This is a genomic window from Marinomonas transparens (assembly GCF_016463975.1).
In the GTDB taxonomy this organism is placed as follows: Bacteria; Pseudomonadota; Gammaproteobacteria; order Pseudomonadales; family Marinomonadaceae; genus Marinomonas; species Marinomonas transparens.
In genome coordinates, this window is sequence record NZ_JAEMNX010000005.1 from 30,469 (window position 1) to 47,229 (window position 16,761).

A 16,761-nucleotide genomic window follows, 5' to 3' on the forward strand; every position below is an offset into this window, starting at 1 on the left:
CGGCTTGCAAAAACAATGCGTAAAAATAACTAATATAGTTAAAAGCCAACCGCGAATGTTTTCCAAGCCAACATGGTTTTGTCCGCCAACTGCTCTGTTTCCATAAAGTAACTTACATCACCATTATGAGGGAAAACTGAGTCAGTAATATTACTGATCGCTGGCGCACCTCGATCATAATAAATAGCTTCATTCATAGTAATAGAGCCAACCAGTGCATCATCAAAGCCCACTTGCGTGGTAACTGACTGCTGCTCTTTAGAAATAATCAAATGAATGTGCACAGCGCGCATCACATACCAACCGGGAAAGCAGCTTTCAAAATACACCAGACCATTTTCATCTGTGGTTTGTACCCCTCTAAACCAATCATGAGCTTGGGCCGCTTTATTACCCGTAGTGCAAAAATTCACACTTCTCATGTCATCACCGCTGTAAATGCCGTATGGATCACAATGCCAAATATCAACATTTGCTCCGGCAACAGGCTGGCAACGTTCGTCTACTATTTTGAACCATAGCCGCATGGGTAAACCATCTCGGCCTTCTGAAATATCTTGCCGTACTTGCGTTGTTGAATAACAAGGACCTTTTGTCATAGGCTCAACAAGACGACATAGGTTACCCAGCGGGTCATCCAGCAAAGGATTAGAATAAGGGATATCTGTAATAGCAGAAGTGCCGCCACTTGCCCACTGTGGCTTGCTAGGGGCTAAAGTATCAAATACTGCGGCATGCGCTTTGCCGGCTGAAAAAGGAAAATTACAGCCCTGTAATCCCATAAAAGGAACAGTCAACAAACTGCCTGAAGTGAGCTTTAACATATTTCGGCGAGATAATAGCGGGGAGTTTTTCATCATAGGATTCCATTTAATTACTATTAGAGAGCTTTGCACCACTGCGATACGCGCGATCTAGAGCAAACCTCTCTCTTCCTTCATTAAAAGCTATCGGGTAATTTCATCACGTAAGGTGCAAGAGACCTTTTTGGCTTTTGTTTCACTACTCGATATATGTAAATAACAACAACCAAATTGATTGCCAATACACCACCGCTAATCAAATTAAGGTCATTCATCACTTCATAAACTTCAAATGGCAAATATATGGCACCACTCAATAGGGCAAACCATTCAACCCAACGTAATTGCTTCCATAAACCATAGGCCTCCACAAAACGAACTAGACTATATAGCAAGGCTATGATGGTCACTATCATTAAGCTTTCATTGGTTATGCTATCCAGTAGATGTTGTAGCATGCTGAGATAATAGCTCTTTGGGTCAACGTCTAAATAGTGCGCAACTTGATCAACCAGTTGATGGAGGTCTACTCCTTCCAAAGTGTAAACTCCCACTCCCACCATGAGAGCGACAATACCTTTTGCCCCCTCCAGCAATGCAATAGCCCTTAGCCCAGTATTTTTCATAAAACACTCATCTGCCAATAAAATCCATAGAATAAATAAGCTTGATGACAAAGAAATGCCCTCAAAGCCCATTTGATTCATCTATCTATATTATATTTTCTGTATAAGAGGCAAATAAAAACCCCGCAATGGCTAAAATTACGGGGTTTTGTGTTGGAAACACGCCTTATAGGAGTGGTTGAAAGCGATAACTCAGTGTCACCCAATTTCAAACAATATTGGGTTAGCTGGCTTTTCCCTTTCTTAAGCTAGATCAAATCGATCCAGCTCCATTACCTTGGTCCACACTGCAACGAAATCATTCACAAAGCGTTCTTGTGAATCAGAGCAAGCGTACACCTCAGCAATTGCGCGCAGTTGAGAGTTAGAGCCAAATACAAGATCGACACGGCTTGCAGACCATTTGATCGCACCAGTGTGACGATCACGACCTTGAAACTCCTCTTCGTCTTCAGAAACAGCGAACCATTTGGTTCCCATATCTAACAAATTGACGAAGAAATCATTACTCAACACTTCAGGCTGCTTAGTTAAAACCCCCAACTGGGATTGATCGACATTGGTATTCAATACTCGTAAACCACCCACTAATACCGTCATTTCAGGAGCAGAAAGGGTCAACAACTGAGCTCGATCGATCAACATTTCTTCTGCCGAGACAGTAAAACGGCCTTTCAAATAATTACGGAAGCCATCAGCAATAGGTTCAAGTAATGCAAAGGACGCCACATCAGTCTGTTGTTGAGACGCATCTGCACGCCCAGCAGTAAATGGTACCGTCACTTCATGCCCGGCTGCTTTCGCCGCCAGTTCAACCCCCACGGATCCGCCCAATACAATCAAGTCTGCTAACGAAACCTGCTTAGCAGAATCAATACCGTTGAACTCTGCTTGGATCTTTTCAAGAGTCGCTAAAACCACAGCAAGTTGCTCTGGCTGATTAACGGCCCAGTCTTTTTGTGGCGCTAACCGAATACGCGCGCCATTTGCTCCACCACGCATATCCGAACCACGGTAAGTTGAAGCCGATGCCCACGCAGTAGACACCAGCTGCGCAACAGACAGGCCAGACGCCAAAATCTTACCTTTAAGATCTGTGATATCTTGCTCATTTACCACCGCATAAGCCACTTCAGGAATCGGGTCTTGCCATACCAGCTCTTCTTGTGGCACCAAAGGTCCTAAGTAACGGGCAACAGGCCCCATATCGCGGTGAGTCAACTTAAACCACGCACGAGCAAAGGCATCAGCAAGTTGATCTGGATTCTCATAAAAGCGCTTTGAAATCGGCCCGTAAATCGGATCATCACGTAATGCTAAATCCGAAGTAAACATAACCGGTGCATGACGCTTAGTTGCGTCATGAGCATCAGGGACCGACTCCGCTGCGGCTCCGTCTTTTGGCGTCCACTGCCAAGCACCAGCTGGGCTTTTGGTTAATTCCCAATCATAGTCAAACAGGTTTTCAAAATAGCCGTTATCCCAAACAATAGGGCTCTTAGTCCATGCTCCTTCTAGACCACTAGAAATGGTATCAGCACCTTTGCCCGTGCCCATGCTATTGCTCCAGCCAAAGCCTTGCTCAGTTAGACCTGCTGATTCAGGGTCAGCACCAACTTGCGCGGCATCGCCTGCACCATGGGCTTTACCAAAAGTATGACCGCCAGCAATCAAGGCAACGGTTTCTTCATCGTCCATTGCCATACGGCCAAAGGTGTCACGAATATCACGGGCAGACGCCAAGGTATCCGGCTTACCATCTGGGCCTTCCGGATTGACATAAATCAGACCCATTTGCACCGCAGCCAATGGATTCTCAAGTTCACGATCCCCTGTGTAACGGGCGTCATCCAACCAGGTTTTTTCCGTTCCCCAATAGATATCCTCTTCTGGCTCCCAAACATCCGCACGACCACCAGCAAAACCAAAGGTTTTAAAACCCATCGATTCTAATGCGCAGTTACCCGCCAAAATCATCAAATCCGCCCAAGAAATTTTACGGCCATATTTTTGCTTTATTGGCCAAAGTAAACGACGAGCTTTATCCAAGTTGACGTTATCAGGCCAGCTGTTTAATGGTGCAAAACGTTGTGTACCAGACGTCGCTCCACCACGACCATCTGCGGTACGGTAAGTGCCTGCACTATGCCAAGCCATGCGAATAAAAAACGGGCCATAATGGCCATAGTCTGCTGGCCACCAATCTTGGGAGTCCGTCATTAGGGCGTAAAGGTCCTGACGCAGCGCCTCCAAATCTAGACTGTTAAACGCTTCGGCATAATCAAACTCTTCGCCCATAGGGTTCGATTTTGCTGAATGCTGATGAAGGATTTTTAGGTTTAACTGGTTAGGCCACCAATCTTTATTGGAAGTGCCACGACCTGCTGATTGATTTCCACCTGCAGCGCCATGATTAAAAGGACATTTGCTTTCGTTAGACATAACCTTCTCTCCTGCTTGTTTCTGACTGTCACTTAACTACTGTAGTCATAGTTAATCTTTGTGGTGACAGTTATAAAACTATTAAAATAAATTAACTAATAAATAAAAACTAACAAGATAATAGCCAAGTTAATCTGAAACAAAAATGCTTAATAAAATCTTATCAGTATGCCACTGGCAAATCGAGAGCCCATCGATTCTTAACCAAATATTGACGAGCACGGCATAGTGCACAAATTGCAAAAAGCTGGTTCATAAATTGCTTATCACTTTACTAAGCTGATTTAGCTTATTCATCATGGGAGACAATTATGACGCCATCAGATTATCCATTAACGGAAGTGCCACAGGATCAACGCCGAGGTTTATTACCCATGGCCGTTATCTTGCTTGGCTTCACCTTTTTCACCGCCACCATGTGGGCTGGCGGGACATTAGGCACGGCTTTTTCATTTGGCGAATTACTCTTCGTTATTTTGATCGGTAACTTACTGCTTGGTACGTATGCTTCTTGTTTGGCCTTTATTGCCTACAAAAGCGGTTTGAACAGCGCATTAATGGGGCGTTTTTGTTTTGGCGAAGTTGGCAGCAAATTATCCGACTTCATTCTCGGTTTCACACAAATTGGCTGGTATGCATGGGGCACAGCCACACTGGCGATTGTTTTAGTCAAGGTCACTGCCCTTCCTGAAGCTTGGCAAACACCGCTCATGATCTTATTCGGCATGGCTTTTTGTATTACCGCCATGATTGGTTTTCGCGGTATGGACTTACTCTCTCGTATTGCGGTCCCCGCCATGCTGATCTTTATTTTAATCAGTCTTTACACCGGGTTAATGGATGTCGGCGGTGTCAGCGCTCTATTTGGTATCGAACCCACCCAGAGTTTGAGCTTCGCGGCGGCGATAACAATCGTCATTGGTACCTTTGTCAGTGGCGCAACGCAAGCCACTAACTGGAGCCGATTTGCGAATAGCGGAAAAGTCGCAGTGTGGGCGACCATGGGCGCGTTTTTTATTGGCAATGGTTTGATGGTATTCACTGGTGCCCTTGGTACTTTAATTTACCAACAGGCAGACATTGTGGATGTCATGCTTGCTCAAGGCTTTTTAGTGTTAGCCGTATTAATGTTGTTTATGAATATCTGGACCACTCAAGACAATACCATTTACAACTTTGCCGTCGCTGGCTGTAATCTCATTCGTACCGACAAACGTCGAACTGTCACCATTATAGGTGCTGCTATCGGCACCATTATGGCGGTGTTTGGCATGTACAACTTCTTGATCCCTTTCCTTGTATTATTAGGCACCTTTATTCCACCGATCGGTGGCGTCATCATGGCGGATTTTTGGCTACGTCATAAAGGTCAATACCCATTGCTCGAAAACGCTCAATTACCTGACTTCAATTGGATTGGACTGAGCTCTTATGCGCTTGCTTCAGCTGCCGCGTATTTCTCTCCTGTATTGCCTCCCATTGTAGGAGTCATAGTCGCGATTGCCGTTTATGGTGTGCTGTCTTCTGCATTCAACACTGAGGCAAGCCCAACGCTCGATAATTCCTAGTTGTTTCAGAACCCATCTCTATCAGCTCACACTGATAGAGATTTTTTGTATCAATAGACAAAGTACTTTAATCATCGCAATATTAAAGGCCAATACGTCAGACTCACACAACCACTGAGAACGTCTATGTATATTATTAACGCCCGCCTACGTCAGCGTCCTGAACTCTTCAGCTTAACCATAGAAAACGGCCACTTCGCTCGTCTAGAAGCTCAACAGGGCGAATTAGCCGCGACTGGCAAGGCAATAAACGCATCGGGTAACTTAATATGTGCGCCCTTCGTCGAACCCCATATTCATCTTGATGCGGCACTCACCGCTGGTGAACCCGAGTGGAATCAAAGCGGCACTCTCTTCGAAGGCATCGAGCGTTGGAGTCAACGCAAACCCATGCTGAACGAAGCCGATATCCGCAAACGCGCCCTATCTACGATTGAATTATTAGTGCAAAACGGCGTTCAAGCGATTCGAACCCATGCCGACACCACAGATCCGACTTTAATAGGCATTCGTACTTTATGTGCCCTCAGAGAGGAACTGAAAGGCAAAATAGATTTACAGGTAGTCGCTTTCCCACAGGATGGCATGCTGTCTTACCCAAATGGTTTGAAACTCATGGAAGAGGCGCTAGAGATTGGCGCCGATGTTGTCGGTGGTATTCCACACTTTGAATACACCCGCGAACTGGGTGAAAAGTCTGTCAAAATTTTATTGGCGTTGGCGAGAAAATACGATTGCTTAGTCGATGTCCATTGTGACGAAATTGACGATCCGAATTCCCGCTTTCTTGAATTTCTTGCCTGTGAAGCCTTATTTCATGACATGGGAGCAAGGGTCACCGCCAGTCACACCACCGCCATGCACTCTTACGACAATGCCTACTGTTCAAAGCTATTTCGACTGCTGAAGAACTCCGGCATCAACTTTATTTCCTGCCCGACCGAAAGCATTCACCTGCAAGGTAGATTCGACACCTATCCTAAACGCCGTGGTGTGACCCGCATAAAAGAATTAAGAGAAGCCAATATCAACGTCTGCCTAGGGCAAGATTCCATCTTCGACCCTTGGTATTCACTCGGTAACGGTAAACTATTGCGCACCCTAGACTTTGCACTGCACATTTGTCAGATGATGGGCTACCAAGATTACGCCAGTGCACTCGATATGATCACCGACAACAGCGCCAAGGCCATGTGTTTGAAAGGTTACGGAATAGAAGTCGGCAACCCTGCCAACTTCATCTTGTTAGAAGGTCACGACGACTACAGCGTGGTACGTCGCCAAGGTGAAGTCTTGTTATCCGTACGTCACGGGGAGATCATCATGCAGCGCCAGCCAGCGCACATCATTAGCTCTCCTTGGATTGCTCAAGCACCAGCACTCTAATCGCTTTGCCTCTAAAACAGCCTCACCTTTAAGGAGAGGCGTAGTTTTTATTGCGTTCAAATGCAGCTTGAATATTATCAACCGCTAAATCCAATGCAAGTCTCGGCGGCATGCCATTTAAAATATTGCTCATGGCTCTTTTATAACTAGAAGAAATTTCTGCATAGGCCGGTGTTTCCGGTCTCAGCTTAGAAAAGCGTTTAGAAAAATCAACAAGCATTCGCCATTGACCACCCTTCGAATAACTTTCAATCAATGCAGTAGCATCGCTATTGGTCGGGAAGATCCCTATCACCTGAGACATAATGGCCTGCTCTTTCGCGGTCATCAAAAAGGTAATAAAGGCTTTGGCCGCTTCTGGGTGCGCACAAGTTTCCGCCATTGCCCAATGCCAAGATCCACCACCAATAATAGAACCGTGACCAAAATCAGGCACAGGCAATACCGCTAAATCGTCTTTGAAGCTACTGTAATAACGACTCAAAGCCCAAGAACCACCATACTGAATACCAATATCACCATTCTCAAAGCCATTGTCATTCTTCGGGTGAGCATTCATATAACCGTCTTCCACAAGATGCTGTATCCATTGCCCAAATTGAATCGCTTCTGCTGAATTTAAAACCCCATCGACCGTCAGGTAATCAGTTCGGTCAATCAGGTCAGCTCCCCAAGAAGCCATAAAAGGCCCCCATGCGTAAGGAATCCATTCTGTGACATCCTGTGCTCTCATATCAAATGGGTATTGATAGTCGCCTGTCGATTTCACCGCATCCAAAACGTCCATAAATTCCGTCTTATTCCACGGTTGGTCTATGGTCGGGTAACGGGCGCCGATTCTCTTAAGAAGTGACTTGCGGGTAAAAAGAGCCAAGGATACATCGAGCGCCCCAACAGAATAGACTCGGCCTTCGTAGGTGCCTTTTCCTGATCGATTGATTGAAGCTAATAGCGCGTCATCAATCAAACCGTCCAGTGGATGAATAACACCACTCCACGCAAAATTTGGCCCTAGTGGTTGATCAATTTCGATAATACAAGGAAGCAGTTCCGCTTGAGCGGCCGCTCTTATCGATTGGGTATAAGAAGCTTCTGGTATAAGATCTGGCACGATTTTCCATTGGCTTTGGCTTTCATTAAATCGTGTTATTTCTTCGAGCGCGGCTTTTGTTTCAATGTCACTCGCCTGATGACGCCACAGCCCAATTTCTTGGGGGGCGCTCATAAGGGTATTTGAAAACACACCTAATACTATTAAAACGATCAGCGAAAGCTTCATAATCTATCCCTCATCTCTATATTTATAGATCAGTTGCATGAGTGTTACTGGCTTTATTTTCAGCTTGAGGGTTTGGGAATTTCTCAGACAAGCCCTCTATCGTTAAAGGACGATCAAAATAATAACCCTGCTCTAAGTCACAACGGTAACTCAGTAATTTCTTATGTTGCTCGTTTGTTTCAACTCCCTCAGCCACCACCACCAAATCACATAAACGCCCCATGCCAATAATCATGCGAACCAACATGTCACTTTGATAAGAATCTAAAAATTTATTGATAAAGGAACGATCTATTTTTATTTCGGTAAGTGGTAGGCTGTTTATATAGCTAAGAGAAGAATAACCTGTTCCAAAGTCATCTAACGACAGCCCAAACCCCTGTTCTCTTAATTTCACTAATAATGGCTGCACCGTATCTAAACTATGAATAAAAATATTTTCAGTGACTTCTAAGGTAATGCGCTTAGGTTCAATACCAACGCAAGTACAAATCTCTAACAAAGTATTGCTAAAATTTGGATCCATCAGCTGAACAGGTGAAATATTCACCGATACATTAAGGGCATCCTCTCCATTAGGAGAAAGGGCATAAATATCTTTACAAGCCCTTCTAAAAACAAACAAACCTAGGTCATGAATCATGCCTGTTTCTTCTGCGATAGAAATAAACTCATCGGGAAAAATATTCCCTAAGTCAGCGTGCTTCCAGCGTACTAACGCTTCAACACTGACCAGCTTTTCACCACCAGCACTCATCTGAGGTTGATAGCAGACAGATAACTCCTCTCTTTCTAACGCACGAGCTAATTCCTGCTCAATTTTCATTTTGCGTTTAATTTGCACGCTGATACTACTGCTATAAAAAAGAGCCTGCCCTTTTTTATTGGCTTTAGATTGATAAAGTACCGTATCGGCTTGACTGATTAGAGTGTCTGCATTAAAGCTGTCATCAGGGTACATAGACACCCCAATGCTACAGCCGACGAAAAGAGACCTACCATCTATAACAATAGGGGAGACTAACGCGTCTCGTATCCTTTTTGCCTTATCTTCAGCGTCTTCTTTACCCTTCAAGTTTGGAAAGCAAAATACAAATTCATCCCCTCCAAACCGAGAGACGCAGCCACCAGAATACGCCAATGTTTTAAACCTTTGGCCAACCACTTCAAGCAATAAGTCGCCAACATGATGACCATATAAATCATTAACATTTTTGAAATTATCTAAATCAACAAACATCACAGCCAATTTTTCTGTTTCTATATCTGTTAATTGAATATTTTCTTTAATATCTTGTAGCATCAAAACACGATTAGGCAACCCCGTTAAATCATCGTGCAATGCCATATATTCCATTTTATCTTTTGTATTACTCAGCTCTTCAAAGTCTTCTGTTATTTGATGTTGAAACACACTAAAACGCCGAGCGATTAAATTCCCGACATACAAAGAACACAGAGTAAGCAAGATCATCGAGCCAATTGTTAAATAGATTAAACGCATCAAACTTTGGTGATTTAATTCAACAAACTGCTCTTCTTTCAGCCGCAAGTGTTTCTCAAACGTTTGTGCACTAAAGCCAGTGCCAATAATCCAATCCCAGCCTTGCACCTCTTTTACATAGTTAACCTGCTCTAATATTGCCGCGCCACCCAATGTAAGCGACTTAGAATAGCGAACATAGCCACCGCCCTGACTAATCTGCTCATTCACATCGCGTATCAGTTCCTCCTTCACCTTGTCGCCAATAGAGAACTCTAAGCCCAAAAAATCATTTCTATGATGAGCTAATAAAGTGCCTTCCTTATCCAATACAAAGAAGTAACCGTTCTCGCCATATTCATATTCAGAAAACCACTTCAACATTCTGGTTTTCACAGCAGACTCAAAATCCGTCAGATATTCACCCGTCGCAATAGACCAGTTATAGGGTTCGAATTTTTTGATGTAACCCACTTTGGCAAATTCTTTATTGCTAATAGAACCCGGTTTTTTAAAGTTCCAATGAAGAAACCCCTCTCCTTTCTTTTCTGTTACATTTAACATCTCACGCGCGATAAAATGCCCACTGTCATCCTGCAAGTCCCAACCACTTTGACCTTCTAAATAAGGGTTTGCACCATTCATAATGGTTTTTCCATCACTCGCAATAATGAAAAAATACCCCCGCCCATCAAAAAAACGGATAGGTCTAAGCGCTTCACTTATGAGTTTGCTGACTTCTTCTTTCGGCTTATCAATATTTTGTGCATAGATATAACTGGCAATACCATAGGCTTCATAGACACGCTGCTTGGCAGCCTCTTTTAAATCACTTTCGGTTTGAGATCTTTCCAGAAGTAACTGGGTATAGACTTGATGGACTTGGGAGCGAATCGCTTCTTTGCGCTGTAAAGTAAGCTCTTCACGAAGATTTTCAATGCTCTGAGCAGCCTGCTCACGATTGTCTTGAATAGCAATAAGGTTAACCGCTAAAGCAAACACGCAAACAACAACGACAGGCGCATAACGGATCAGGTTTAATAATTGTCTATTATCGAGTGCTGACATGTATGCCTACCTATATTCTTATATTACCCTGACATCCACATAGGGTTCTGAAGATTGGTACAGTATAGACAGTATGCTTTTTATTTTAAGTCAAAAGCGAAGAACGCAACGAATCAACATAAAAAGTAACAGATTTGCTTTTATCGCCACACTAGGGCCAACAAAAAGCAACGCCCAGAGGGCAATTCTTTCCATGAATGATAAATGTAGGAAGTGTTTTCATTAAATTTTTATTAAAAAAGAACCGTGCTATCTGCCCTTATTAGGAAAGCATTTTTAAAAACAAACTTTAATTAAAACGTCTCTCACTTCGAACTTGAATTCAGGAATGGCAATAAAAACCTTTTACCCAAACATCACTGAGCGCATGGAGATGGAAGTGGACTCAAAGCCTTCATAGGGAAAGCGAATCACATCCTCTTCCGTTGAAGCACCTAAAGCGTAGAGTAAGGGAACATAATGTTCAATGGTAGGATGAGCAATATTCCACAGGGGGTATTTACTCTTATCTAAAGCAAGTAACTGAGTAAGGTCTCGCTGTAACAGGGCTTCTTTTATAATGCCATCAAACTCAATAGCCCACTCTACGTTCATCGCCCCCGGCGTGCGATTGGTTGCGCCTAGATTATGAACAATGTTGCCACTGGCAAGTATCAATATCCCCTCTTGTCGTAAAGCCTGTAGTTCCGTAGCCAGTGCCATATGCTCTGCCATAGTCAAGCGCGCACTCATTGCCAGTTGTATAACAGGGATATCCGCTTGGGGATAAAGGTGACGCAGTACCGTCCAAGCTCCGTGGTCTAAACCACGAGTCGCATCTACTTCGCCTTGATCTGTCTTTAACCCTTTAGCAACCCGAGCCGCTAACTCTGGAGCGCCGGGACTAGGGTAACGAATCTGATATAAATCGTCAGGGAAACCACCAAAATCATAAATAGTATCCGGATGAGAACTGCCACTTAGCCGTGGCCCATTGGCTACCCAATGGGCCGACACTACCAAGATAGCTCGCGGCTGGGGCAAATCGTGCCCTAACTTTTTTAAATGTTGAGTAAAAGGCGTGTTTCGCAGCGCATTCATTGGCGATCCATGACCAATAAAAAGAACAGGCATAGCGCTTGGTTCAAGCACACTCTTGCCACTCCCTTTTTGGGCAAAAAGGGAGTGAGTCGCAAAATGCGCAGTAACAAGAGCCATAACAGATTTAAAAAGGTCGCGACGGTTCATCAAGCAAAGCCATTATCAATAGTCAAAAAAAAAAGACTGGTCAGTTTACCAAACATTACGTTTTTATTGATAATAAATTTGGCACGACATCAAACCCTTTCCTAGACTATTTGTTATCTTCCAACATATATAAGGGATTGATATGCGAATTCACTCTATCAGAATCAAAGTCATGCTTCCAATTATCTCTCTCGCGCTGATTTTAGCGGCTTTATTTGTCTTCATGATATTTATGAGTAGTACACAAAATAATGCCATGAAAATACAAGCCGAAAAATATTTTGAAGCGATTTCTGAAATTCTCAATGCGGACAGGGATATTTATCAGGCACGTCTCGCTCAAGAGAAAATCTATACAGGTGATGGAAATTTACAAGCAAACCAACAGGACTTTGACGAAAATGCCCAACAGGTTTTTGATCGTTTTCAATTATATCGTCAATATTTAAAAGACGAGCCAGCAGACCTACTAAAACCGTTTGAATCCTTTGACACGCTTTACAACGAATGGATCGATGCCAGTACTCAACTGTCTTTATCAGCGGTAGCAAGCATTAAATTATCTCAAGAATTTATCAAGTTGGATGAAAAGTTTTACGTTATACGTAATCAGCTTGACAAAGCAGGGGAAGAGTTAGGAACGCATACTCATGATATGAAAGACAAGATGGGGGCTGATTTAGATTTGAACCGCTATATAGAAGCCATTTCAGAAGTTTTAAATGCAGACAGGGACCTCTATCAAGCACGTTTAGCACAACAACAAATCCTTAATGGTGTGGGCGATGTAGAAGTAAACAAAAAACGCTTCGAGGAAAATACATCACAAGCTTTACAACGCTTTCATAGCTATCGAACCCTACTGATGTCTGAACCAGACCTAATCTCACCCTATAAAAACTTCGACTCGTTATTTGATGAGTGGTTACAAGAAAGCTATCAAATTTTGTCTTCACCTGACATAGGAAATAAGACAACACTGCCTAAAAACTTCATTACTGCGGAGGAAAGGTTTGGAGAAATACGCGGCCTATTAGATCAAGCGGGAGAAACAGTAAGAACATATTCTAGAGAAATGGAAGACCGCGTCGCTGAAAAAGTCACCCTTTATCAAGAAATTGCCATGGGCATTATTACCATATCCTTCATTGTTGCCCTACTCTTTGGTTACTTTATTCCTTTAAGACTCACTCAAAGTGTTGAAAATATGACTGATCGTATTCGTGAAATAGCGGAGGGCGACGGGGACTTAACGCAAAAAATCAATTCGACAGCGAAAGACGAACTAGGGGGGTTAGCCAAGGAGTTTGATGGTTTCGTAGAACGTTTGCGTTCTATCATCGAAAACATCCACAAACAATCCAGTGCGCTCGGCCCAATGACAGGAGAACTGAAAAACGCTTCAGAAACCACCGCCAATATCACACTTGCATTGGTCAATGCTTCTGACTCCATTGTCAGTGCTGGTCATGAAATGAACATGTCGAACCAAGAGATGGCTGAAGTCGCAACAAGCACAGCGACCGAAGCGACCACATCAAGCCAGTTAACCAAACAAGGCATTGATGCGGTCAACATCTCCCATAAAGCCATTTCCGCACTGATCAAGGATATAGAAGAATCCTTAGGACGTGCAGGTGAACTAGAAAAAAGCTCTGAAGCCATTGCCTCAGTACTTGAAGTGATTCGTAATATTGCAGAACAAACCAACCTACTCGCACTAAACGCGGCGATTGAAGCAGCACGAGCAGGTGAGCAAGGTCGAGGATTTGCCGTCGTTGCGGACGAAGTAAGAACACTGGCCACACGAACTCAAGACAGCACGGATGAAATTGAAAAAATGATCGAACGCTTGAAAATAAACGTTCATGAATCCTCTACCTCAACACAAAACAGCCGAGACAATGCCGACACCACAGCGAAAAACTTCGACGAAGTAATTCGTATCTTTGACGCCTTGAACCAGTCCTTCGACAAGGTTCAGAACATGGCCGCGCAAACCGCCCAAGCGACACAACAACAATCTACCGTATCTAATGAAATTAACGTCAACCTGACCTCTCTTCAAGAACAAACCGATGCCGTGAAGGAAGTGTCTAAACTGATTAACAACCAATCCAATCAAATCTCTGATTTGTACAAGGCACTCGATAACCAAGTGGGTACCTTTAAAGTATAAAGTGTCACTTCTATTTCGTTGTTAACCTTAGCCACACGTCCTACTGGACGTGTGGCTTTATTTTATTTTTCATCCACACAGCGGAGAGACCTCTTTCAATATTTACCAAAAACGGCCAACCCTTCCTCTATTGTTAAAAATCAAATGCCAACTTTCTACAAGCTAATGACACTGCATTCATTTATGATTTAGGCCAAATGAAATGTAAGGAAGCTTGATGTTTAAGCCTGACAACCAAAATTTTGCTTTAATCGCCGTCGCCTTGTCTGGACTTATTTGGGGTATTCTTTGGATCCCTTTGCGGGCGCTGCATGATGCAGGCATTGATGGCCTGTGGTCTGTTGTTATCTTCTACGCTTTCCCAATGCTGATTTTGACACCACTTTACTTTCTGCGGTTACCAAACCTTATAAAAGGGGGAATTGCCTTACACGTCCCCATTCTACTCGCCGCACTAGGGTTAACACTTTATGCTGCCGCACTACTGTACACCCAAGTCATTAACGCCATGTTGCTCTATTATTTAACCCCGCTTTGGAGCACCTTACTTGCCCGATATCTACTCGGCGACAAAATCTTTCTTGATCGTTGGATCTCCATGATTCTGGCCTTCGCTGGCGTCCTGATTATTTTCAAAATAGACTCAGGTCTACCATTGCCAGACAACATAGGAGACTGGATGGGACTTGCATCGGGTATCGTTTGGGCACTGGCTGCGGTTTACATGAAAAAAGGCGGCAAACAAAATACGATAGACGCCACCCTTTGTTATTTCTTATGGGGAAGTGTGTTCGCATTCCTATTAACACAACTGCCTATTGGTGAAGGTCAAATACTCCCCTCTCTTGCCACTCTCTATGACGTCTTACCATGGCTTGTCCCTGTGGTGATCTTATTAATCATTCCACCCGCCATGGGGATATTATGGGGAGCAACCATATTGAGCCCAGGAATATTAGCCATTGTGTTTATGACCGAAATAAGCACAGGCGCCATCAGCGCCGCCATATGGGCAGATGAACCCTTCGGGCTACACGAAATCCTTGGCATTATCCTTATCTCACTAGCAGGATTATGGGAACCACTGCGGCACTGGAAACGACAAAATAAGGCAATCTGAGGCTTCTGCTTATGTCTTCCAAAGGAAGAGTTAATCTTTTGCTTACTTCCATTTAAATGCTTTGGACTGCGAGTTTTATTCCGCTCTTTAATTAAGAAAAAAGCTAAGCGTTTGAATTAAAGCTACAAAAACACAACAAGCGTTTCACACGGCTGGCAAGTTTTGAGCGAGCCAGTGTTTAAATTGTGGCTTAGGTAAAGCGCCTGACATACGGGCAATTTCTTTGCCATGGTGGAATATCATCAGAGTGGGGATGGAACGAATATTATAGCCACCAGCGGTGCTTTGATTCTGCTCCGTATCTAACTTCACAAAACAAGCTTGGGTAGACATTTCTCCGGCGACTTGTTCGAAAATAGGCGAAAATTGTTTGCACGGCCCACACCATGAAGCCCAAAAATCGACCACCACAGGCAAAGCATTGTCGGTTATATAACGTTTAAAGTTGCTATCTCTGCCCATAATAGGACGGGTTGAAAGCACAGGTTTGCCACACTTCCCACACAAAGGCTTGTCGCTCAGCTTGACTTTAGGTAAACGGTTTTTTGTGCCGCAACTTTGGCAAACGATTTGAATAGATGAATGGGGCATTTTAAACCTCTGTAATAAAGTGAACCCAGAAGAACGAACTTCGATTCAATCCTGATTGAACGACCATGATCCGTTTCCGAGACACGGTAACGCTAGACTTCCAAATACATAAACACTTATCGACACTTTACGCTATCGAGCGTCTCGCAAAACCTTACATTAAACAATGCCAATGACACGTTTTGGACTGAAAGTCCGATAAAAGACTTTTGCTTTCCTTTAAATGAAAGTTTTGTGTCGTTGTTCTTTGTTTCAAGGAAAGAAGTTACCTGCTCAGCCTTCCCTGAATTAAACAGCGGAATAAAGCTTAGGAATACAAAGCGTTTGAGTGAAAGGCACTTCACCTTAATAGCCGGGGTCAAAGCCCTTTTTGATGAGTATTATTGCTACCCGATCCGTATCTGGTCAAACCCCCTCAATCCGAAAGCCATTGCTCCTTGGTGAGCTTATACAAGCAATGCTGCGCTAGGGGATGCTCTGGGTCCAGTTTAGGATGACTAAAGTCTTGCTGCATATCTTGCATGCCGATGCTGTCCATCACTTGTCGAGAGCGCGCATTGGTGACTGTGGTAAAGGCATACACCTGCTTTACTTCTAGTTCATTAAAAGCAAATTCTAATGCTTTGTGTGCTGCTTCCGTTGCATAGCCCTTACCCCAATGCTCAGGGGATAAGCGCCAGCCAATTTCAATCAAGGGTGAATTGGGTATACCACTGGTGGCGTCTTTACGATTTAGCCCAACAAAGCCAATAAACTCGCCGGTATCTTTCAATTCAACCGCCCACAAGCCCCAGTTATGCTCTTCAAGGAAGACTTTCATATGGTCAACTTGCTGGTAGCTCTCTTCCTCTGAAAGGGCCGCTGGAAAGTATTCCATGACGAAAGGATTAGCATTGATTTTGGCGTAAGCCGGATAATCTTCTGCTTGCCAATGGCGTAAAATTAGTCGCGTCGTTTCTAATTGGTTGTCCATCATAATTGCGCAATGC

At 43.7% G+C, this 16,761-nt stretch carries 12 protein-coding genes; 4 read left to right on the top strand and 8 right to left on the bottom strand.

Going from position 1 to position 16,761, the window contains the following annotated elements; all coding sequences use genetic code 11:
• Positions 1-38 precede the first annotated feature (38 nt).
• The 3 genes from I8J31_RS06495 to katG all read right to left on the bottom strand — a co-directional run bounded on the left by I8J31_RS06495 (position 39) and on the right by katG (position 3,871).
• On the bottom strand, positions 39-860 hold the full coding sequence (locus I8J31_RS06495; protein ID WP_199467474.1) for a dioxygenase family protein: 822 nt from the start codon (positions 858-860) through the stop codon (positions 39-41).
• Between the two features lie 80 nt (positions 861-940).
• A complete protein-coding gene (locus I8J31_RS06500) occupies positions 941-1,429 on the bottom strand; it encodes a DUF2127 domain-containing protein (protein WP_199467475.1) in 489 nt (162 codons plus the stop codon).
• Positions 1,430-1,672: 243 nt separating this feature from the next.
• Complete coding sequence (gene katG / locus I8J31_RS06505) at positions 1,673-3,871, bottom strand: catalase/peroxidase HPI (RefSeq protein ID WP_199467476.1); 2,199 nt, start codon at positions 3,869-3,871, stop codon at positions 1,673-1,675.
• Between the two features lie 311 nt (positions 3,872-4,182).
• Here katG and codB point away from each other — a divergent pair, with 311 nt between their 5' ends.
• Positions 4,183-5,439, top strand: coding sequence for a cytosine permease (gene codB / locus I8J31_RS06510; RefSeq protein ID WP_199467477.1), 1,257 nt, complete (start codon positions 4,183-4,185; stop codon positions 5,437-5,439).
• A gap of 126 nt (positions 5,440-5,565) precedes the next feature.
• Positions 5,566-6,825, top strand: coding sequence for a cytosine deaminase (codA, locus tag I8J31_RS06515; protein WP_199467478.1), 1,260 nt, complete (start codon positions 5,566-5,568; stop codon positions 6,823-6,825).
• Positions 6,826-6,853: 28 nt separating this feature from the next.
• On the opposite strand, the gene I8J31_RS06520 is transcribed toward codA, so the two are convergent.
• From I8J31_RS06520 to ygiD, 3 genes are all read right to left on the bottom strand, one after another.
• Complete coding sequence (locus I8J31_RS06520) at positions 6,854-8,104, bottom strand: extracellular solute-binding protein (protein ID WP_199467479.1); 1,251 nt, start codon at positions 8,102-8,104, stop codon at positions 6,854-6,856.
• A gap of 22 nt (positions 8,105-8,126) precedes the next feature.
• Complete coding sequence (locus I8J31_RS06525) at positions 8,127-10,655, bottom strand: bifunctional diguanylate cyclase/phosphodiesterase (protein ID WP_199467480.1); 2,529 nt, start codon at positions 10,653-10,655, stop codon at positions 8,127-8,129.
• 345 nt (positions 10,656-11,000) lie between these two features.
• Positions 11,001-11,882: a 4,5-DOPA-extradiol-dioxygenase gene (gene ygiD / locus I8J31_RS06530; RefSeq protein WP_199467481.1), complete on the bottom strand. Its 882-nt coding sequence runs from the start codon at positions 11,880-11,882 to the stop codon at positions 11,001-11,003.
• A 142-nt stretch (positions 11,883-12,024) separates the two neighbouring features.
• Between ygiD and I8J31_RS06535 the strand changes: the two genes are divergently transcribed.
• Both I8J31_RS06535 and I8J31_RS06540 read left to right on the top strand, forming a co-directional pair.
• On the top strand, positions 12,025-14,061 hold the full coding sequence (locus I8J31_RS06535; RefSeq protein ID WP_199467482.1) for a methyl-accepting chemotaxis protein: 2,037 nt from the start codon (positions 12,025-12,027) through the stop codon (positions 14,059-14,061).
• A 217-nt stretch (positions 14,062-14,278) separates the two neighbouring features.
• Positions 14,279-15,181, top strand: coding sequence for a DMT family transporter (locus tag I8J31_RS06540; protein WP_199467483.1), 903 nt, complete (start codon positions 14,279-14,281; stop codon positions 15,179-15,181).
• A 144-nt stretch (positions 15,182-15,325) separates the two neighbouring features.
• Here I8J31_RS06540 and trxC read toward each other — a convergent pair whose 3' ends face one another.
• A complete protein-coding gene (trxC, locus tag I8J31_RS06545; protein WP_199467484.1) occupies positions 15,326-15,772 on the bottom strand; it encodes a thioredoxin TrxC in 447 nt (148 codons plus the stop codon).
• Positions 15,773-16,187: 415 nt separating this feature from the next.
• Positions 16,188-16,748, bottom strand: coding sequence for a GNAT family N-acetyltransferase (locus I8J31_RS06550; protein WP_199467485.1), 561 nt, complete (start codon positions 16,746-16,748; stop codon positions 16,188-16,190).
• Between the last annotated feature and the right edge of the window lie 13 nt (positions 16,749-16,761).